Here is a 20,497-nt window from a genome sequence, read left to right as displayed (position 1 = left end):
TGTGTTGGCTTTATGATTTCTCTGTAAAGGAAGGACCGATACATAAGCGTGAGTTTTTAAAACCAATCAAGGTGAAAGGCACAGGCGAGAAAAATAAGAATACCTAGGATGAGGACGTCAAATGTTGTGGGGAAAATGATCGTGCGAAACCCTTGAAATATGGCGATCGGGAGAACGACTTGGGAGGCAACTGCCCGAATTTGTCTAAGCCAGGGGGGAAGTGTGTAAGGATTGATCTTCTTCAAAATAAAACGCCCTCCTTCTTCATTTTGTTATTATCATATGGGCAATAAGGTGAAGGGTGCCTGCCCAATTTGTATAAAGCAGAAGAAAAGCGGAAAAGATGATTGACGAAAACAAAAGGCATTTAGTAATATTAATAAAAGATGAGTATGTGCTGATGAACGTGATATATCGTAAGCGTGGATCAGGAAGAGTACGAGCAAGACCCTAAAGAGAGGGAAACCACTAGCTGAAAGGTTTCCTAGGATGTGCTTGTTTGGAAGGTCGCCTGTGAGCTTAATTTCTTGAATGAACAAGTAGAGAAATTCGGGAGAACCCCGTTATCCTTTAGAGTGTACGGGACACGTGTATGTGTCCTGTGAAAAAAGGTGGTACCGCGAAAAAGCTTTTTCGTCCTTTTATAAGGATGGAAAGGCTTTTTTTATGTTTCATCAGCCGAAAAAATGTGGAGGTACACAAATGGAAACAAATAATCAAGAAATGCCAACAAAGTACGATCCAAATGCGATTGAAAAAGACCGCTATACGTACTGGCTTGAAGGAAAATTCTTCGAAGCGCAAAATGACAAAACGAAAGATCCATATACAGTCGTCATTCCTCCACCAAACGTGACAGGGAAATTGCATCTTGGGCATGCATGGGATTCAACACTTCAAGACATCGTGACGCGCATGAAACGAATGCAGGGCTATGATGTTCTATGGCTCCCAGGAATGGACCATGCCGGTATTGCTACTCAAGCAAAGGTAGAAGCAAAACTTCGTGAAGAAGGCGTGAGCCGTTATGACCTTGGACGCGAAAAGTTTGTGGAAGAAACGTGGAAGTGGAAAGAAGAATATGCGGATTTTATTCGCAGTCAGTGGGCGAAAATGGGCCTTGGTCTAGATTACTCGCGTGAACGTTTTACATTAGATGAGGGTCTGAATAAAGCTGTTCGTCAAGTGTTTGTCCAATTATATGAAAAAGGGCTTATCTATCGCGGAGAGTACATCATTAACTGGGATCCAGCGACAAAGACTGCACTTTCTGATATTGAAGTGATTTATAAGGATGTTCAAGGTGCGTTTTATCACTTGAGATATCCGCTGGCAGATGGAACAGGTTCAATTGAAATTGCGACAACAAGACCTGAAACAATGCTTGGAGATACGGCAGTAGCTGTGCATCCTGAAGACGAACGCTATCAGCATTTGATTGGCAAAACAGTTATTTTACCAATTACAGGACGTGAGATCCCAATCGTCGGTGATGACTATGTCGATATGGAGTTTGGTTCAGGGGCTGTGAAAATTACACCTGCTCATGACCCGAATGATTTTGAGCTTGGAAACCGCCATGAGCTAGAGCGAATTCTTGTCATGAATGAAGATGGCACAATGAATGCAAATGCGCTGCAATACAAAGGGATGGACCGCTTTGAATGCCGTAAACAGCTGGTGAAAGATTTACAGGAAGAAGGCATTTTGTTCAAAATTGAGGATCATATGCATTCAGTTGGTCACAGTGAGCGAAGCGGAGCTGTTGTTGAACCGTACTTATCTACCCAATGGTTTGTGAAAATGCAGCCGCTGGCGGATGAAGCCATCAACCTGCAAAAAGGTGATGACCAAGTCCAATTTGTTCCAGACCGATTCGAAAAGACATATTTACACTGGATGGAAAATATCCGTGACTGGTGTATTTCTCGCCAGCTATGGTGGGGACACCGTATCCCGGCTTGGTACCATAAAGAAACGAAAGAAGTATACGTTGGACTGGAAGCGCCAGAAGATATTGAGAACTGGGAACAAGATAACGATGTCCTTGATACATGGTTTAGTTCAGCGCTTTGGCCTTTCTCCACAATGGGCTGGCCGGATGCAGACAATGAAGACTTCAAGCGCTACTATCCAACAAACCTGCTTGTAACTGGCTATGACATCATTTTCTTCTGGGTATCTCGTATGATCTTCCAAGCTCTTGAATTCACAGGAGAAAAACCGTTCAAAGATGTCCTTATTCATGGGCTCATCCGAGATGAACAAGGGCGTAAAATGAGTAAGTCGCTTGGCAACGGAATTGATCCAATGGAGGTCATCGACAAATACGGTGCGGATTCATTAAGATATTTCTTAGCCACTGGTAGCTCACCAGGTCAGGATCTTCGCTTTAGCTTTGAAAAGGTTGAATCCACTTGGAACTTTGCGAACAAAATTTGGAACGCATCCCGTTTTGCTTTAATGAATATGGATGGTTTAACGTATGATGAACTTGATTTGACAGGTGAAAAATCAGTTGCTGACCAATGGATCTTGACCCGCTTAAATGAAACGATTGAAAGTGTCACACAGCTTGCTGACAAGTATGAATTCGGTGAAGTTGGCAGACATTTATATAACTTCATTTGGGATGATTTCTGTGATTGGTACATTGAGATGGCGAAGCTTCCTCTTTATGGAGAAGATGAAGCTGCGAAGAAAACGACTCGTTCGATCCTTGCGTATGTATTAGATCAAACGATGAGACTTCTTCATCCATTTATGCCGTTCTTAACAGAAGAAATCTGGCAGCATCTTCCGCATGAAGGTGAGTCCATTACACTTGCGAAATGGCCTGAAGTGAAGCCGGAGCTTTCAAATGAGCAAGCTTCTGCAGACATGAAGCTGCTTGTTGAACTCATTCGCTCTGTTCGTAACATTCGCAGTGAAGTAAACACACCAATGAGCAAACAAGTCGAGCTTTACATCAAAGCATCCACATCTGATGTACAAGATCGTTTAGAGAAGAATCGTTCATATATTGAGCGCTTCACGAATCCAAGTGTTCTTGAGATTGGCACAGATGTCCCAGCTAGTGATAAAGCCATGACGGCTGTCATTTCTGGAGCAGAACTCATTCTACCGCTTGAAGGCTTAATCAACTTAGATGAAGAAATTGCTCGTCTGCAAAAAGAGCTTGATAAGCTGACAAAAGAAGTAGAACGAGTACAGAAAAAGCTTGGCAACGAAGGCTTTATGAAAAAAGCGCCTGAAAGTGTCGTAGAAGAAGAGCGTGCGAAAGAACGTGATTATGTCGCAAAACGCGAAGCTGTTCAAAAGCGGATTGAAGAGCTGAAAGCATAATGTTGAAAAGACGGCTCCTAACGGAATGGAGTCGTCTTTTTTGAAAATTTCGTATGAAATGAGAGATGACATTGTTTACAACCTATCATGAAGCCATTGAGTGGATTCATAGCAGACTGGCCTTTGGCGTAAAACCAGGTCTTGAAAGAATGAAGTGGCTAATGAACAGACTAGGCCATCCTGAACAAAAAATAAAAGCGGTGCATGTTGCAGGTACAAATGGAAAAGGGTCAACCATTGCGTTTACTCGTTCCGTTTTACAGGAAGCCGGCTATTCAGTTGGAACTTTCACCTCTCCATTTATTTTAACGTTCAATGAACGAATCAGCGTAAATGGAGCGCCTATTCAGGATGAAGAATGGCTAAGTTTGGTGAATGAGATAAAGCCTTATGTTGATGAATTAGATGGCACAGAGCTTGGCGCAGCAACAGAATTTGAAATCATTACAGCATGTGCATTTGCTTATTTTGCCCATGTGCGCCAAGTAGACTTTGTCCTCTTGGAAACAGGGCTTGGCGGAAGGCTTGATTCTACAAATGTTGCAGTGCCGATCTTAACGTCCATTACGTCAATTGGCCATGATCATATGGCGATTTTAGGCGACACACTTGAACAGATTGCAGCTGAAAAAGCAGGCATTATAAAAGATGGTATTCCGATGATCACGGCTGTTCATCAACGAGAGGCACTAGCTGTCATTCAAAACACTGCAATAGAAAAGAATGCCGTATGCATCTCGTTACATGATACATGTACTTTTGATCAGCAGCAGCCGACAGAAACAGGTGAACGTTTCACGTTACGAACCCCAAAAAGTCAGTATCCAGAGCTTGAAACAGGGTTAATTGGAACGCACCAAAGGCAAAATGCATCTCTTGCCGTTCTATTGATTGAATGGCTGGAGCAAGAAGGCTATATCAGTGTGACAGAAGAGCATTTGTATAAAGGGATTCGGCAAGCAGTATGGGCTGGAAGATTTGAAAAGGTCAAAGATCATCCTCCTGTCTATCTAGACGGTGCTCATAATGAAGAGGGGATGGATCGATTAATCGAAACCGTACAAGCTCATTTTTCCAGTAGACAGGTGCATATATGTTTTAGCGCTTTAAAAGATAAGCCGTACAAACAAATGATTCAAAAGCTTGAAGCCATTAGTTCATCTATTCATTTTGTTTCATTTGACTTTCCAAGAGCTGAATCAGCAGAAAAGCTTTATGCTTGCAGTCATTTAGAAACAAAATCGTTTGATGATGACCCTCGTGCAGTGCTTGAATGGATTCAGAAAAAAAGCGCTGATCCTTCGGCAGTGATCCTTGTGACAGGCTCCCTTTATTTTATTTCAGATATACGAAATCGTATTTTAGGATCATGAAAAGACGCAAAAGGCTACTATGCCATTTGTGTCTTTTTTTTTTGATGTGTAGAAGAGGGATAAAATCACATTTTCGCTAGGTGCTCAATGTAAATGGTGATGGTAAAATCCGGTCTATCTTATTCCCGGAAGGAGCCACTAATATGATTGGAATTTTTGTGTTTCTTGCAGGCATCACCATGGGGTCGTTTTTTCATCTAGTTGGTGAAAGGCTGCCAATGAAGAGGTCCATACTCTTTCCTCGTTCTCACTGCACAGCCTGTAAACAGCCGCTTTCCTTGCACGAGATGATCCCGCTAGTTTCGTATGCTTTATTGAGAGGGTCGTGCAAACATTGTGGCATTCGGTTGTCTTTGCTATATCCAATGGTCGAGCTGCTGTCAGGCAGCCTTTTTTTGCTCATTTATAGGAACGCTGGTTTTTCGTTTGAAGGCCTTTTTCTTGTGATTCTTTGTAGTTTATTCGTGATTGCTGTCGTGAGCGATCTTCTTTATATGAGGGTCCCAAACGAGCTGTTTCTCTTCTTTTTTCCTCTTTTCGTCATATACCGCACGCTAGAACCATTTTTTATTTGGTGGGAAGGGGCGGCTTCTCTGCTTTTTTGTTTTCTCTTATTTTATAGTTTAGTTTGTTTTAAACCAAACAGCATGGGCGGGGCTGATATGAAGCTGTTCGGTGTGCTTGCATTTTGCTTTGGTTTAAAGGCATTCCTTATCATTCTTTTTCTCTCATCTATCGGCGGAATGGTCTATGCGAAGGTCTTTTCCTTTCAATTAGACGAGCCATTTCCCTTTGTTCCTGCGATCGCTTTTTCTTTTTGGATTTATCTTTTTGGTGCTCATGTCTTCATTCCATTCAGCGGATGAATTGGTGAAAAAATTGGCGAACACTTTTTTAACCTGCCGACAAAAGTCTTGTTCTTTTTTTTATCTGCTATGTTAAAGTGTGAAACAGAAAGAAGGACGGGTTAAATTCGCACTGATTCATTGGACAAAAAGGTCTTTCTTACAAACAATGTCAGAAAGCGGGGAATGACAATGAAAAAAAGGCAGGCAAAAAAACAAGGGCTAAAGGTCAATATTAATGGCAAGGAAGAAATGCTTCATGAAGAAGATCATCAGCCAAAAAAACAGCAAGAGGATCATGTGACGTTTTCGAATTGGGAGGAAAAGAGGCAATCGGAACAGGAGACAGCTGCTTCTCAGGAAGATCCGTCTAAACCAAAAGAAGAAGATTTCCAGTGGGACGATGCAGCTGATCACATTTACCACTCTGATCCAAAGGTCGTCACGCCTTATCAAAAGAAAAAAGGCTCATTTGATCAGAAGTTCAGTAAAAACCGCGGTCCCTTCAAGAGAGTGATGACAACGATTGTATTTGCAGTGGTTCTTGGGACAGGCCTCGGCGTGTTTGCACTAAGCTTAAGTAAAGACGGTACAGCAAATCCGTCAGGTGGTGACCATGTCAGTGTCTCAGCATCCGGAAACCAATCTTCGATGAAAGCCGGAGGGGATGCGCCGCCAGCGGGTAATACTGATGAATCAAAAGAGACCAAAGAAGAAAAAAGTGTCTCTGGCAGTTTTTCAACCTTTGTCGTACAGGCTGGAAAGTTTTCCTCTGAAAAAGGAGCAGATGACTTGGTTACCAGTTTAAAAGATGCAGGATATGCAGGGAAAAAGGTCTCAATGGATGATGGATATTATGTAATTGCTGGGCTTGCCACAGAACAAGGCATGACAAGTGCTGTTGGGAAGAAGCTAATTGATCAACACTTTGAAGCATGGGGAGGCAAGGAGCTCTCATTTCAAGTACCGGAGGAGCTGACTAGTTTAATAGAAAAGGCATCTGTTTTATCCTCTAAGGTCATTGCAGGGGATGATGTGGATCAAAAGGACGTTACGCAGCTGATCTCTGAGCTTGAAAGTGCCAAAACAATGGACGCACCAGCTAAAAGCAGTTTGCTGAAAGCGGTGCAGCTGTTAAATGAACCTACTGCTGAAAACGGGTGGAAATCTCAGCAGGCACTGCTTGATCAATTAAATACGTAAAATCATATTTTAAGAAACCAAACTAGTCAAAAAATGACTAGTTTTTTTCTTTTGCATCCAACATAATGATGAAGGAACATGAAAAATGAATTTTCGTAAATTGTCGGTAAGATGTACATTTGATAGGATGAATGCGTATCTTACTTCTTAGGCTAAACCCTGAAAGGATGAACGAACATGAACCAATTAATTCTCGCATCTCAATCACCTAGAAGAAAAGAATTGCTTGATTTAGCAGGGTTTTCTTATGAGATTCAAGCAAGTCACTTAAAAGAAGAAATAAATCGAAACCTTTCACCTGCTGAGAACGTCCAATGGTTGGCAGAACAAAAAGCAAATGATATTCAAAAAATACATCCCAAAGCTGTGATCATTGGTGCAGATACGATTGTTGCAATTGATGGCAAATGTCTTGGGAAACCAAAAGACAAGGAAGAAGCGGCCTCAATGCTTCAATTATTGTCAGGAAAGACACATCAAGTCTTGACGGGTGTCACGATTCAGTCAGAGAATAGAAAAGAAACATTTTATGAACAAACAGAAGTGACATTTTGGACGCTTACGCAAAATGAAATCAACCGCTATATTAAAACGGGCGAACCGCTTGATAAAGCGGGTAGCTATGGCATTCAAGGGAAAGGCGCACTGCTTGTTCAAAAAATAGACGGTGATTATTTTTCCGTTGTAGGTCTCCCTATTGCCAAAACAGTTAGAGTGCTTGAAACATTTGGAATCACCCCTTTTTGATGACGGGAAGGAATTCTAAAAGGAGTGTTCATCATTAACCATTTCCCTATGTTGCTTAAGCATTTCCCTCATGATGAAAAGCCGCGAGAACGATTTATCAAATATGGTCCAAGCAGTTTATCAAACCATGAACTTGTCGCGATCCTTTTTAGGACAGGCACAAAAAAGGAATCTGTTCTTCAAATTTCCGCAAGACTTCTGCAAACATTTGGCGGTCTTCGTTCTGTGAAGGAAGCTTCTATTGAAGAACTGTCGACGATTCGAGGAGTTGGAAAAGCGAAGGCGATCTCTCTTTTAGCTGCGTTAGAACTCGGCACTAGATTACACCATCAAACGACGGACAACCGTTACGTCATCCGCACACCAGAGGATGGGGCGAACTTTGTGATGGAAGATATGAGATTTTTGACGCAGGAAAATTTCGTTTGTCTTTATCTCAATACAAAAAACCAGGTTCTTCATAAACATACCGTGTTTATTGGAAGTCTGAACTCATCAATTGTTCACCCGCGCGAAATTTTCAAAGAGGCTTTTAAACGTTCGGCTGCTTCATTTATATGTGTGCACAACCATCCATCTGGAGATCCGACGCCTAGCAGGGAAGATATTGAAGTCACAAAGCGACTTTTTGAATGTGGAAAGCTGATTGGAATACAACTGCTTGATCATCTTGTCATAGGTGATCAAAAATTTGTGAGTTTGAAGGAAAAAGGGTATTTGTAACACTTTTTTTTTCAATGTTTTACGATATAATAGAGTTTATGAGTTTTTCCCTAAAGGGAATTTTGGTTTAAGAAAGGAAGATACATACATATGTTTGGAATTGGTACAAAAGACCTTGGAATAGATCTTGGCACAGCGAATACGCTTGTTTTTATTAAAGGAAAAGGAATTGTTGTGAGAGAACCTTCGGTCGTAGCTTTGGAAACTGATACGAAGTCTATAGTGGCGGTCGGAAATGACGCTAGAAACATGATTGGTCGTACACCTGGTAATGTTGTGGCACTTCGCCCAATGAAAGATGGAGTCATTGCAGATTACGAGACGACAGCAAAAATGATGAAATATTACATTAATCAAGCACTGAGAAACAAAGGGCTATTTGCTCGTAAACCCTACGTGATGGTATGTGTACCATCTGGTATTACAGCTGTAGAAGAGCGAGCAGTCATTGATGCAACAAGACAAGCTGGTGCACGTGACGCATACCCTATTGAAGAGCCATTTGCTGCGGCAATCGGTGCTAACCTGCCTGTATGGGAGCCAACAGGAAGTATGGTTGTGGATATTGGCGGCGGTACAACAGAAGTGGCCATTATTTCACTTGGCGGCATTGTGACTTCTCAATCGATCCGTGTTGCAGGTGATGAAATGGATGATGCGATCAGCAGTTATATTCGTAAAACGTATAATCTGATGATCGGTGACCGTACTTCAGAAGCGATTAAAATGGAAATCGGTTCTGCACAGCCAGACGTGCATGATGAGATGGACATTCGCGGACGTGACCTTTTAACAGGTCTGCCAAAAACGATCTCTATTACAGCAGAAGAGATTGCAAAAGCGCTTCGCGATACGGTGGAAACAATTGTTGATGCGGTGAAAGCCACTCTTGAAAAAACGCCACCTGAGCTGGCAGCAGATATTATGGATCGCGGAATCGTTTTAACAGGCGGCGGTGCATTGCTGCGTAATCTTGACAAAGTCATTAGCGATGAAACGAAAATGCCAGTCATTATTGCTGAGGACCCACTTGACTGTGTGGCAATCGGAACAGGGAAAGCACTAGAACATATTCACTTGTTCAAAGGAAAATCAAAAGATAATCGGGCGTAAATAAAGAGGTGTAAGACATGCCGCAGTTTTTTATGAATAAAAGATTAATGTTGCTCCTTGTCTGTGTCATCGTACTGGTGGCCATGATTGGTTTTTCAGTGAAAAGCGGCAGAGGTGCTTCATGGCCGGAAAAATTAGTGGGGGATACGACAGGCTTTTTTCAAGGTGTCTTTCATAAACCATCACAATTTATTGCCGGTATTTATGGGAACGTACAAGATTTAAAGAACACATATGATGAAAACGAGCGTCTTCGAAAAAAACTTGATGGACAAACCCAGTATGAGGCGAAACTTCAAGAGCTAGAAGATGAAAACAAAAAGCTTCGCAAGCAGCTTGGATATGTGAACTCTATTCGTGATTATACGCCAATCCTATCAACTGTTATCGCGAGAAACCCGTCCCTTTGGGATAGTTTTGTGATGATTGATAAAGGGAAAAAACAAGGCGTTGACAAAGATATGGCGGTCACAAATGAGAGTGGTGCGTTAATTGGAAAAATCGAAAGTGATAAGCTCAACAATTTCACTTCGACTGTAAGGTTGCTAAGCTCTACAGACCAAAATAATAGAATTTCAACGAAAATTTTTGCGAAAAAGGGCAAAGAAGAACTCAATGGAATTATTAACGGTTATGACAGCAAGAAAAAAATGCTGACAATGAATATTCTAAAATCCGATGCTGATGGGGATGTCAAAAAAGGAGATCTTGTTGAAACATCTGGAGCAGGGGGCGTATTCCCGCAAGGCTTAACGATTGGTAAGGTGAGTGAAATCGAGCCAGACCATTACGGACTGACAAAAATCATTTATGTAGAACCAGCTGCTGAACTCAATAATTTAGACCGCGTGATTGTTGTGAATCGCAGCACAAGTACGGCAGATGCATCTCAATTGACGAAGGAGGAAGGCTCGTGAAACGTGTCCTTCTTGCTTTCGTCATGTTGTTTATCTTCGTATTTGACAGCATTTTTGTCGATTTAGTGAAGCTCCCATTTGTTTCAGAGAATCAAATTTTAGCACCTCATTTCATCTTACTTGCACTTGTATTTATGACTGCTTTTGTGAATCAAAAATATGGTGTGATTTACGGATTTATCTTTGGACTTTTATATGATATTTCGTATACAGGCATTCTTGGTGTCCATATGTTTGGCTTTGGGGCGCTTTGCTATTTGTTAGCAAAAGCTTTCAAAGTCCTTCAGACGAATATTTTAGTGGTCGTCTTTCTGTCGATTATTGCTGTTTCCGTGATGGAGTTTTATGTGTACGGCGTTCAAGCGACGATTCAACCAGGGATTATGCCTTTTAATACGTATGTCATCGAACGCTTTATTCCAACGATTCTTTTAAATACTGCTGCGTCTCTCATACTTGTTGTGCCGCTTAGGCTCTTTTTCATCAATGTGAAACAAGGACTGATCGACGAATAAAAGCAGGAGTTTGTCCAATTACGGCGAAATGAGTATGTTGTTGAGGTGAGCATCTTGAAAACTCAAAAACAGCAATATGTGACAATAAAAGGTACGAAAAACGGATTAACATTACAGTTAAATGATGACTGTTCGTTTGATGACCTTCTTTCTGGCTTGCGAGAGGTTCTTTTGCTTGAGCAATATACAGATGGAAGGGAAGGGCATAAGGTCAATGTGCATATTAAACTTGGTTTTCGGTATTTAACAGAGGATCAGGAGAAGCGTTTGACTGAAGCGGTGTCTGAAAATGAACATCTCGTCATTCACTCCATTGAAAGTGACGTCATGTCAACTGAAGAGGCGAGACGATTAAAAGCAGAGGCTGAAATCACCTCTGTAGCGAAAATTGTACGCTCTGGACAGGTGCTTCATGTAGAAGGCGATCTCTTATTAATAGGAGATGTCAATCCTGGCGGAACCATTCGTGCAGGGGGAAATATTTTTGTACTCGGTGCATTAAAAGGCGTGGCGCATGCTGGATGCAATGGAAACAAACAAGCTGTCATTGCGGCATCTCATATGATTCCAACACAGCTTCGCATCTCACAAGTGTTTAACCGTGCACCAGATCAAAAAGAAGATGGAAATGAAATGGAATGTGCTTATTTAGATATAGATGGCAATATGATCATTGAACGCCTGCAGCAATTGGCTCATATAAGACCTAATCTGACAAGGCTTGAGGGAGGAATGTGAAATTGGGCGAGGCTATTGTGATTACCTCAGGAAAAGGCGGCGTTGGCAAAACAACAACATCTGCAAACTTAGGCACAGCACTAGCAATTCAAGGGAAAAAAGTGTGTCTAGTTGATACCGACATTGGTCTTCGAAATCTGGATGTCGTGATGGGGCTTGAAAACCGCATTATTTATGATCTAGTTGATGTAGTAGAAGGAAGATGCAAAATCCATCAAGCGCTTGTAAAAGATAAGCGTTTCGAAGATCTTTTGTACCTTTTACCTGCTGCTCAAACAAGCGATAAAACGGCTGTAGAGCCGGAGCAGATCAAAGAATTGATTCAATCATTGAAACAAGACTTTGATTATGTTGTCATTGATTGCCCTGCTGGAATTGAGCAAGGCTTTAAAAATGCTGTATCAGGTGCGGACAAGGCAATTGTCGTCACGACGCCTGAGATCTCAGCTGTAAGAGATGCGGACCGAATCATCGGCTTATTAGAACAAGAAGATATCGAACCGCCTCGTTTAATTGTCAACCGTATTCGTACACACATGGCGAAAAATGGCGATTCAATGGATGTGGATGAAGTTGTACATCATTTATCGATTGATCTTCTTGGCATTGTAGCAGATGATGATGATGTGATTAAGGCTTCAAACAATGGTGAACCTATTGTGATGGATGCTAAAAACAAAGTATCAATTGCGTATCGCAATATTGCTCGCCGCGTACTAGGTGAATCTGTTCCACTGCAATCATTTGAAGACGAAAACAAAGGGATGTTTGCAAAGCTCAAAGCATTTTTTGGTGTTAGAGCATAACCATTCACGTGAGATCAGACCGATTCGATGAGAATCGGTCTTTTTTGTTGCATATCACATGAAGTCGCCACATAAAATGTACAAACTGTTTGTATGTAAAGGGTGATCTCATGAAAAGAGTGGACGAGTACCGAAAGAAAATCGCGCAGCGCCGTAAAACAAAGCAGCCAGCTGCTGCCCCTAAGAAGGCGGCTTTCAAGAAAAAAGACGATATCCCGCCATGGGTCATGTTGACAGAGGAAGAAAAGCATTCTGGATCGTCTTCCTATGAGTCGATGTCTCATCAGCCGAAGAAGTATCGGCATCCGTTATTTAACCCTAATACCTTTGTGCTTAAATGTTTACTATCTGCGTCCCTTGTGTTGATTGCAGCCATTTCGTTTAAAGGCCAGGCAGGTCCGTTTCAGCAGCTGAAGCCGATGATTAGTCAAACCTTTGAGCAAGATTTTCAATTTGCTGCTGCCAACCGCTGGTTTGAGAAAACAGTTGGGAACCCGCTTGCCTTTTTAACTGAGAAAAAGGCAGACCGAAAAGACGTACAAGCCAATAATGAACTGGTTGTACCTGCTTCTGGAAAAGTGCAAGAATCATTTACCCAAAATGGTGCAGGTGTCAAAGTTGAAACATCGGCAGAAGCCATTGATAGTATGAAAGAAGGCTATGTTGTAGAGGTGAAAAAGAAAAGAGACACAGGGCTTACAGTGGTTGTGCAGCATGCGGATAACAGCTATAGCTGGTACGGTCAATTAAAGGAAGCCGATGTGGCCTTATACGATTTTGTCGATAAGGGTGAAAAAATTGGTCAAATTTCGCTTGATGATCAAGGGAAGGGCACGTATTACTTTGCCATTAAGCAAAATGAACAATTTATCGACCCTATTCAGGTGATGACCTTTGAATAGATGGCTGCTCATGCTGACGAAAATTCACATTCACCCACTTCTTTGGATTGTGATGGCATTTGCGATTCTTTCAGGTCAAATTAAGCCGCTGCTTTGTCTGCTCATTATCGTCTGTGTCCATGAGCTTGGACATGCAGCGGCTGCTTGCTATTATCATTGGCGCATTCGGCGGATTTTTTTACTGCCATTTGGCGGAGCGGTAGAAGTAGAAGAGCATGGGAACCGCCCGCTAAAAGAAGAGCTGGCGGTCATTTTATGCGGACCGCTTCAGCATGTGCCGCTCCAGCTCATGGCATGGTTTCTCATGGAAGCTTCTTTTATCTCGCACGACAACTTTACGATATTTACCTTTTATAATATGGCGATTTTTCTTGTAAATCTTTTGCCCATTTGGCCGCTTGATGGCGGAAAATTATTCTTTTTGCTCTTATCTGCTTTTTACCCTTTTCAACGTGCACATGCCCTTGCGATAAAAGGCTCACTTGTCTTTTTTAGTCTTTTGACAGCAGGGTTACTCTGTTTTGCTCCGATGCAATTCAATGGCTGGGTGTTGCTCACATTTTTAGCCTATTCACTTGTGATGGAACACCGGCAGAGGCATTACGTCAGGGTCCGCTTTTTACTAGAACGGTATTACGGTAAAAAAGAGCAAAAGGTAGAGAAGCTCATTCCGCTTAGAGCAAGTGCTGAAGAAAAAGTATACGAAGTGCTGGCTCGATTTCAAAAGGGCTGTAAGCACCCGATCATTATCGAAAGGGATGGCATGAAAATGAGTCAGCTTGATGAAAATGAACTGCTCCATGCTTATTTTTCAGACCGAAGAACCACCTCTTCAATGGAGGATCTTCTTTTACCTTACTAATGGTGAAAATACATTGACATTCTGCGTCTAATTTGATATATTTTTTAATGTTATGGATATGTAGCACCCGTGCTACAACCGCGCGGAGCAGGTGTAAAGTGCCTATGGCCCCCTGTATTCGGCGAGTCTGAGTTTATTAGGAGGTGCAGAGATGTACGCAATTATCGAAACTGGTGGTAAACAAGTTAAAGTTGAAGAAGGTCAAACTGTTTATGTTGAAAAACTAGCTGCTGAAGCAGGCGAAACAGTAACTTTCGAAAACGTATTGTTTGTCGGCGGAGACACTGTCAAAGTGGGTAACCCTTCAGTTGCTGGAGCAACAGTAACGGCTAAAGTTGAAAAACAAGGTCGCGGTAAGAAAATTACTGTGTTCAAGTACAAAGCGAAGAAAAACAACCACAAAAAACAAGGTCATCGTCAACCTTACACTAAAGTTGTTATCGAAAAAATCAACGCTTAAGGCGTGTGAGTGATATGATCAAAGCAACCATTACTCGGTCAGCGGCAGATGAAAGCATTACGTCTTTTAAGATGACTGGACATGCCGAGTTTGCTGAAAAAGGTCAGGATCTCGTTTGTGCAGGTGTATCTGCAGTTGTTTTCGGCTCAGTCAATTCAATTATTGCACTGACAGGAATTGATCCACTGCTCGATATTGGAGAAGAAGGCGGCTATTTCACTTTTGAATTACCGACTGATACAGATCCAGTATCCTTTGAAAAAGCTCAGCTGCTTTTAGAAGGCATGGTCGTTTCCTTAGAGACAATCGAACGAGATTATCACGATTATGTGAGAATATCGACAAAAAAATAGGAGGTGAACTTCATGCTTAGATTAGATCTTCAATTTTTCGCATCTAAAAAAGGGGTAGGTTCTACAAAGAACGGACGTGACTCTGAGTCTAAACGTTTAGGCGCTAAACGTGCTGATGGTCAATTCGTAACTGGTGGTTCTATCCTTTATCGTCAACGTGGAACGAAAATCTATCCAGGTGAAAACGTTGGACGCGGAGGCGACGACACTCTTTTCGCTAAAATCGACGGAACTGTTAAATTCGAACGTTTCGGTCGTGACCGTAAAAAAGTGAGCGTATATCCTGCGGCACAATAATTGCTAAAAACTCCGGTCATTGACTGGAGTTTTTTTCACTATTCAGGGAGCTTTTGCGCTTTTTATAATTGGTACCGAAGATGATAAAAGAAGATGCACTCCATAAATATCAAAGAACGTTTGCTGACTTTGCCTCATTTTCTCCTATACGATCAGAAAAAACAACCTTTCCTCACATAACTAGTGTTTTTCTATGCTGTCTTCTCTGTTATAATTCAGGGAGACATATTGATGATAAGACTCCTAAAAGAGAGACCAAACGATTGGGAGTGCGATAATGGAAGAGATATCAAGTAAACAAAATGAAAAATTAACTCACGTTGCATTAACAAATGAATTGATCTATCTGCTCAGTCGTTCAAGACATGACTGGATGAATAAATTGCAGCTGATTAAAGGCAACTTGACATTAGAAAAATATGACCGAGTGTTTGAAATTATAGAAGAAATGGTCATTGAAGCACAGCATGAATCCAAACTCTCAAATTTAAAAATTCCCCAATTGGCCTATTACTTTCTAACATTTAATTGGGAGTCGCATTTTATCACCCTAGAATATGAAGTGCTTGGTGAAGCCCGAGACTTATCAGCATATGAATCGCAGCTGCTAACGGTATCACGGGAGTTGTTTTCGATATTCGATCAATCAGTTTGCCAAAAAACTGAAAATCATTTAACGGTCACGTTCCAAACAGATCATGAAGAGAATGATGTGATCTTATATTTTGATTTCAAAGGAAAATTAACAAGTTTGGATGCGTTAAATGCGTTTCATGACGCAAACTATCCATGTATGAGTATAACGCAATTTCATGTGACATCTCATGAGTCCATGATTGAGCTTTGTTTGAGGCAAGAACGAGATATGTGATGCAGAGAAACGGAGGAAGTTATGTTTGTAGATCAGGTTAAAGTGTATGTTAAAGGCGGTGACGGCGGAAACGGTATGGTGGCGTTCCGTCGTGAAAAATATGTGCCAAAAGGCGGCCCAGCAGGCGGCGACGGCGGAAATGGTGCAGATGTTGTATTTGAAGTAGACGAAGGCCTCAGAACGTTGATGGACTTTCGTTATAAGCGCCATTTCAAGGCTGATCGCGGCGAGCACGGGATGAGTAAAAACCAGCATGGACGAAATGCTGAAGAAATGGTCGTCAAAGTTCCACCGGGCACGGTTGTCACAGATGCAGAGACGGAACAAGTACTAGCTGACTTAACAGAGCATGGGCAGCGTGCAGTGATTGCAAAAGGCGGACGAGGCGGACGTGGAAATTCACGCTTCGCAACACCGGCAAACCCTGCACCACAGCTTTCTGAAAACGGTGAGCCAGGTAAAGAACGTGATGTCATCTTAGAATTAAAAGTGCTTGCGGATGTTGGACTCGTTGGTTTCCCAAGTGTCGGGAAGTCGACGCTACTTTCGATTGTCTCTTCCGCTAAACCGAAAATTGCAGATTATCATTTTACAACGCTTGTGCCAAACCTAGGAGTTGTCGAAACAGACGATAGCCGAAGCTTTGTCATGGCGGATCTGCCAGGACTTATCGAAGGAGCGCACGAAGGCGTGGGCTTAGGTCATCAATTTTTACGTCATATTGAGCGTACACGTGTGATTGTCCATGTCATTGATATGTCTGGACTTGAAGGGCGTGACCCATACGAAGACTACGTGACGATTAATGAAGAGCTTGAGCAATACAATATGAGATTGACAGAGCGTCCGCAAATCATTGTGGCCAACAAAATGGACATGCCAGATGCAGCTGACAATCTAGCCGCATTTAAAGAAAAACTAACAGATGACTATAAAGTGTTCCCAATTAGTGCGATTACAAGAGAAGGGCTTCGTGAGCTCTTATTTGAAATCGCCAATCAGCTTGAAACGACACCGGAATTCCCGCTTTATAATGAAGAAGAGCTGTCTGATAACCGTGTGATGTACAAGTTTGATGAGGGAGATGCAGCATTTGAGATCGCGAGAGATCCTGATGGTACGTTTGTCTTAACTGGTAAAGCACTTGAGCGACTGTTTAAGATGACAGATTTCTCAAGAGATGAGTCCGTTAAACGATTCTCTAGACAATTGCGCGGAATGGGTGTCGATGATGCCTTACGTGAGCGCGGTGCGAAAGATGGCGATATCATTCGTCTGCTTGAGTTTGAATTTGAATTTATTGATTGATCACAAGGAGGGTCCAGTCCATGGGCTCTCCCGTTTTTAAAAGGGGAGAAAACAGGTGAAAGAAGAAACGTTCTATTTAGTGAGAGAGGATGTACTTCCAGATGCGATGCGAAAAACGCTTGAAGTCAAAAAGCTGCTTGATCGCAAAAAAGCGGATTCAGTTGCCGATGCTGTTCAAAAAGCGGACTTAAGCCGCAGTGCATTTTATAAATATCGAGATGCTGTTTTTCCGTTTTATACGATGGTCAAAGAGCAGATCATCACATTGTTTTTCCATCTTGAGGACCGGTCTGGAGCTCTGTCAAGGCTGCTCCAAATTGTGGCTGACTCTGGCTGTAATGTGTTATCCATTCACCAAACCATTCCGCTGCAAGGAAGAGCGAATGTCACCCTATCGATCAGTACGGCTGGCATGGCAGATGATATCAATACAGTCATGAATCAATTAAGAAAACTTGAATTTGTCGAAAAAGTTGAAATTCTAGGTTCTGGGGCGTAAAAGGAGAGATCATAGCAGATGAAGCAATTAACTGTAGGTTATTTTGGACCAGAGGCAACATTTACTCATTTGGCCGTATGCTCTTGCTTTCCAAAAGATGCAGTGCAGCGGGCCTATGCAACGATTCCGCAATGTATGGATGCTGTTTCCAAGGGCGAAGTAGATTTGGCGGTCGTTCCACTTGAAAATGCACTCGAAGGATCTGTGAACTTAACGATTGATTATTTAATTCATGAAGAAGCACTATCCATTGTTGGTGAAATGACAGCGCCGATTCGGCAGCATTTGCTTGTCCATCCATCAAGAGCGGAGAGTTGGGAAACATTAGATGTGATTCAGTCACATCCGCATGCGATTGCCCAGTGTCATCAATTTCTAAAAAAGCATTACCCCGATATTCCGCACCGGCCAGTGGAATCAACAGGCTATGCAGCGAAATACATCAGTGAGCATCCAGATGAAGCTGTTGGTGCGATTGCCAATGAGATTGCTGCAAAAACGTACGGATTGACGATTGTAAAAAAAGACATTCATGATTATCCGCACAATCACACACGCTTTGTTATTTTACATAAAGATCCTAAGGCATCGTTCCCAATGAATTCTGGTTTTTCTTCAAAGCCAAAAACGACCATTGTTGTCAGTCTGCCAAAGGATGATCAATCAGGCGCATTACATCGCGTACTATCTGCTTTTTCTTGGCGAAATCTTAACTTGTCAAAAATTGAATCTCGTCCGACAAAAACAGGTCTTGGACATTATTTATTTATCATTGATATCGAAAAAGAAATGGATGATGTGCTTGTCCCTGGTGCGATTCAAGAATTAGAAGCGATTGGCTGTGAGGTCAAACTGCTCGGCAGCTACCAAACATATGAATTAACGAATGAAAAATAGTGTCCTGTGTAGGACACTATTTTTTTAGTCTGTTATCAGAAATCCAGCGTCATCTAGCGCTTGAATGGCTTGGTCAAGCTGCTTTTGGCTGTAGGAAGTGAGTGTATGTAAGTGTACGCCATCTGTTAGCTCTGACAAGTAGGAGGCGCCCGTATTAGAAATGTGATGAACGAAGTCAGCTACTTGTTTACGTGTGCTGACGCGAATAGAGGCAGTCAGCTCTCCGTACACTGGGTGTTCTATGATCACGTCTTTCACCGTCACACCAAAATCTACAATCAGTGTCAGTTCCTCTTCTGTACGAAGAGGATCATGCTTGCAGGCGATAATTTGTTCAATTTCCGTTTCTGGCGCATGCAGCGGCGCCATATACACATAGCCTTGGCTTGTGGCGATAATGGGTTCGTTTTTTGCTTTTAATAATGATATATCTTGTACAATAACTTGTCGTGATACAGCGGCCTTTTTAGCTAAAAAGCTTCCAGTGAGCGGTGTATCTGTTTCTTTCAGCCACTGTAATATGGCATTTCTTCTGTCTTCGCCAATGAGTTTCCTCTCTTCAACCACGTCTTATGCTCCTTTCTTCTCCTTTTGCAAGTTCTCAAATGTATGCAAAAGCTGATCGATGTCATCTTTTGATGATAGTCGTCCAAATGATATTCGAATGAACTGAAGGGCATCACGATCTGATACATGCAATGCCTTCACAGCAGGGGAAGGATGATGATAACCAGATGCACATGCACTTCCAGTCGATATACAAATCCCATGCCGGTTACATGCTAACATTACATATTGTCCTTCAAACCCTTCAAAAAAACAACCAATAATATGAGGCAGCATGCGGCGCTTGTCATTGTCCTGAAGCGTACGGACAGGCAGCTGACGTTTTTTTATCTGCTGAAGAAAATAATCACGAAGCTGCTCATCCAGTTGATGCTGCTCATCTAGCTTAAGCAGCATTTGTTCACTCACCGCAACAAAAGCACCGATGCACGGAACGTTCACAGTTCCTGGACGTAAGCCGTTTTCCTGCACTGCACCTGTATATAAAGGCCTCCAAGGGACATGCGCGCCCATATAGACAGCGCCAGCGCCCTTAGGTGCATACACTTTATGACTGGAGATGGACATGGCATCGACCCCAAGCTCCTTGATAGACACACGAATCTTTCCGAATGTTTGCACGGCATCTGTATGAAAAAGAATTTGTCTTTCTTTTAAAAGAGGTGCTAATTGAGCCAATGGCTGGATAATACCTGTTTCTGAGTTTGCGTGCTGAATGGACACTAATCCTGTTTCAGGCAATAAAGCTTTTTTAAGAATATCCTCTGTGATGATCCCGTTTTGATTCGGTTCAATGATTGTGACCTTCACACCAAGACGGTGCAAGGCATCGAGCGCGTGATGAACGGAAGGATGTTCAACTGATGTGGTGATGACATGCTGTTTATGTGCGGGCAGCCCATTCATGATCGATTGAATCGCAAGGATATTGGATTCAGTTCCGCCACTTGTAAAGTAGATGCCGTCTGGTTCGCCCTCAAGAATCGTAGCGAGTGATTGTCTGCTATAAGTCAATATGTCATTAGCTCTTCCCCCTGCATCATGAAGGCTGCTTGCATTCCCGTAGCAATCTTTGCTCAGCTGTTGGAATACATGTAGAGCTTCCTCAGAAACGGGTGTAGAAGCTGCGTAATCTAAATAGACCAAACCATCCATC

General features: G+C 42.2%; 23 protein-coding genes and 2 other annotated features. Of the genes, 20 read left to right on the top strand and 3 right to left on the bottom strand.

Annotated elements, in window-relative coordinates; translation table 11 throughout:
• Positions 1 to 56: 56 nt before the first annotated feature.
• The gene (locus C6W18_RS20240; RefSeq protein WP_003216497.1) at positions 57 to 245 is read right to left on the bottom strand and encodes a hypothetical protein; all 189 of its coding nucleotides are present in this window, start codon (positions 243 to 245) and stop codon (positions 57 to 59) included.
• A gap of 169 nt (positions 246 to 414) precedes the next feature.
• Positions 415 to 644, top strand: a binding site (T-box leader).
• 58 nt (positions 645 to 702) lie between these two features.
• On the opposite strand from C6W18_RS20240, the gene C6W18_RS04050 reads away from it, so the two are divergent.
• The 20 genes from C6W18_RS04050 (at position 703) to pheA (ending at position 18,774) form a co-directional block, all read left to right on the top strand.
• Positions 703 to 3,345 (top strand): valine--tRNA ligase, encoded by a 2,643-nt coding sequence (locus C6W18_RS04050; protein WP_105926099.1) that lies wholly within the window; start codon positions 703 to 705, stop codon positions 3,343 to 3,345.
• Between the two features lie 65 nt (positions 3,346 to 3,410).
• Entirely contained in the window at positions 3,411 to 4,718 is a 1,308-nt protein-coding gene (locus tag C6W18_RS04045) for a bifunctional folylpolyglutamate synthase/dihydrofolate synthase (RefSeq protein ID WP_105926097.1), read from the top strand.
• A 143-nt stretch (positions 4,719 to 4,861) separates the two neighbouring features.
• Entirely contained in the window at positions 4,862 to 5,584 is a 723-nt protein-coding gene (locus tag C6W18_RS04040) for a prepilin peptidase (protein WP_105926095.1), read from the top strand.
• A gap of 171 nt (positions 5,585 to 5,755) precedes the next feature.
• Complete coding sequence (locus C6W18_RS04035; RefSeq protein ID WP_223251618.1) at positions 5,756 to 6,766, top strand: SPOR domain-containing protein; 1,011 nt, start codon at positions 5,756 to 5,758, stop codon at positions 6,764 to 6,766.
• 177 nt (positions 6,767 to 6,943) lie between these two features.
• Positions 6,944 to 7,513, top strand: a complete 570-nt coding sequence (locus C6W18_RS04030) for a Maf family protein (RefSeq protein ID WP_034321243.1) — start codon at positions 6,944 to 6,946, stop codon at positions 7,511 to 7,513.
• A gap of 48 nt (positions 7,514 to 7,561) precedes the next feature.
• Positions 7,562 to 8,236, top strand: coding sequence for a RadC family protein (radC, locus tag C6W18_RS04025; RefSeq protein ID WP_034321246.1), 675 nt, complete (start codon positions 7,562 to 7,564; stop codon positions 8,234 to 8,236).
• Between the two features lie 90 nt (positions 8,237 to 8,326).
• The gene (locus C6W18_RS04020) at positions 8,327 to 9,349 is read left to right on the top strand and encodes a rod shape-determining protein (protein WP_034321249.1); all 1,023 of its coding nucleotides are present in this window, start codon (positions 8,327 to 8,329) and stop codon (positions 9,347 to 9,349) included.
• Between the two features lie 17 nt (positions 9,350 to 9,366).
• Complete coding sequence (gene mreC, locus C6W18_RS04015) at positions 9,367 to 10,266, top strand: rod shape-determining protein MreC (protein ID WP_034321250.1); 900 nt, start codon at positions 9,367 to 9,369, stop codon at positions 10,264 to 10,266.
• Positions 10,263 to 10,781, top strand: a complete 519-nt coding sequence (gene mreD, locus C6W18_RS04010; protein ID WP_034321253.1) for a rod shape-determining protein MreD — start codon at positions 10,263 to 10,265, stop codon at positions 10,779 to 10,781. Before mreC ends, mreD begins: the two co-directional genes overlap by 4 nt.
• 54 nt (positions 10,782 to 10,835) lie before the next feature.
• The gene (gene minC / locus C6W18_RS04005) at positions 10,836 to 11,519 is read left to right on the top strand and encodes a septum site-determining protein MinC (RefSeq protein ID WP_034321255.1); all 684 of its coding nucleotides are present in this window, start codon (positions 10,836 to 10,838) and stop codon (positions 11,517 to 11,519) included.
• Positions 11,520 to 11,521: 2 nt separating this feature from the next.
• Positions 11,522 to 12,325 (top strand): septum site-determining protein MinD, encoded by an 804-nt coding sequence (minD, locus tag C6W18_RS04000; RefSeq protein WP_007501531.1) that lies wholly within the window; start codon positions 11,522 to 11,524, stop codon positions 12,323 to 12,325.
• 110 nt (positions 12,326 to 12,435) lie between these two features.
• Positions 12,436 to 13,227: a M23 family metallopeptidase gene (locus C6W18_RS03995; RefSeq protein WP_105926092.1), complete on the top strand. Its 792-nt coding sequence runs from the start codon at positions 12,436 to 12,438 to the stop codon at positions 13,225 to 13,227.
• On the top strand, positions 13,220 to 14,089 hold the full coding sequence (locus tag C6W18_RS03990; protein ID WP_034321261.1) for a M50 family metallopeptidase: 870 nt from the start codon (positions 13,220 to 13,222) through the stop codon (positions 14,087 to 14,089). Before C6W18_RS03995 ends, C6W18_RS03990 begins: the two co-directional genes overlap by 8 nt.
• Positions 14,090 to 14,155: 66 nt before the next feature.
• Positions 14,156 to 14,228 (top strand) — a sequence feature (ribosomal protein L21 leader region).
• 12 nt (positions 14,229 to 14,240) lie between these two features.
• On the top strand, positions 14,241 to 14,549 hold the full coding sequence (rplU, locus tag C6W18_RS03985) for a 50S ribosomal protein L21 (RefSeq protein ID WP_034321264.1): 309 nt from the start codon (positions 14,241 to 14,243) through the stop codon (positions 14,547 to 14,549).
• A gap of 14 nt (positions 14,550 to 14,563) precedes the next feature.
• Positions 14,564 to 14,902 carry a ribosomal-processing cysteine protease Prp gene (locus C6W18_RS03980; RefSeq protein ID WP_105926090.1) on the top strand — a complete coding sequence of 113 codons (339 nt, stop codon included), beginning with the start codon at positions 14,564 to 14,566 and terminating at the stop codon, positions 14,900 to 14,902.
• Between the two features lie 12 nt (positions 14,903 to 14,914).
• A complete protein-coding gene (gene rpmA, locus C6W18_RS03975; RefSeq protein ID WP_003216586.1) occupies positions 14,915 to 15,199 on the top strand; it encodes a 50S ribosomal protein L27 in 285 nt (94 codons plus the stop codon).
• A gap of 277 nt (positions 15,200 to 15,476) precedes the next feature.
• On the top strand, positions 15,477 to 16,070 hold the full coding sequence (locus C6W18_RS03970) for a sporulation initiation phosphotransferase B (RefSeq protein WP_034321270.1): 594 nt from the start codon (positions 15,477 to 15,479) through the stop codon (positions 16,068 to 16,070).
• Between the two features lie 21 nt (positions 16,071 to 16,091).
• Positions 16,092 to 17,378: a GTPase ObgE gene (obgE, locus tag C6W18_RS03965; RefSeq protein ID WP_105926088.1), complete on the top strand. Its 1,287-nt coding sequence runs from the start codon at positions 16,092 to 16,094 to the stop codon at positions 17,376 to 17,378.
• A gap of 55 nt (positions 17,379 to 17,433) precedes the next feature.
• The gene (locus C6W18_RS03960) at positions 17,434 to 17,877 is read left to right on the top strand and encodes an ACT domain-containing protein (RefSeq protein WP_008342790.1); all 444 of its coding nucleotides are present in this window, start codon (positions 17,434 to 17,436) and stop codon (positions 17,875 to 17,877) included.
• Positions 17,878 to 17,895: 18 nt separating this feature from the next.
• The gene (pheA, locus tag C6W18_RS03955) at positions 17,896 to 18,774 is read left to right on the top strand and encodes a prephenate dehydratase (RefSeq protein ID WP_105926086.1); all 879 of its coding nucleotides are present in this window, start codon (positions 17,896 to 17,898) and stop codon (positions 18,772 to 18,774) included.
• Between the two features lie 24 nt (positions 18,775 to 18,798).
• Here the strand turns inward: pheA and C6W18_RS03950 are convergent, their stop codons facing one another.
• Positions 18,799 to 19,341, bottom strand: a complete 543-nt coding sequence (locus tag C6W18_RS03950; RefSeq protein WP_034321279.1) for a transcription repressor NadR — start codon at positions 19,339 to 19,341, stop codon at positions 18,799 to 18,801.
• A gap of 3 nt (positions 19,342 to 19,344) precedes the next feature.
• The gene (locus C6W18_RS03945; protein WP_189318023.1) at positions 19,345 to 20,487 is read right to left on the bottom strand and encodes an IscS subfamily cysteine desulfurase; all 1,143 of its coding nucleotides are present in this window, start codon (positions 20,485 to 20,487) and stop codon (positions 19,345 to 19,347) included.
• Positions 20,488 to 20,497: the final 10 nt, after the last annotated feature.

Origin of the sequence: Bacillus sp. LLTC93 (assembly GCF_002993125.1) — a bacterium.
Lineage (GTDB): Bacteria > Bacillota > Bacilli > Bacillales > Bacillaceae > Bacillus > Bacillus zhangzhouensis.
This window is presented reverse-complemented; position numbering and strand designations above follow the sequence as displayed.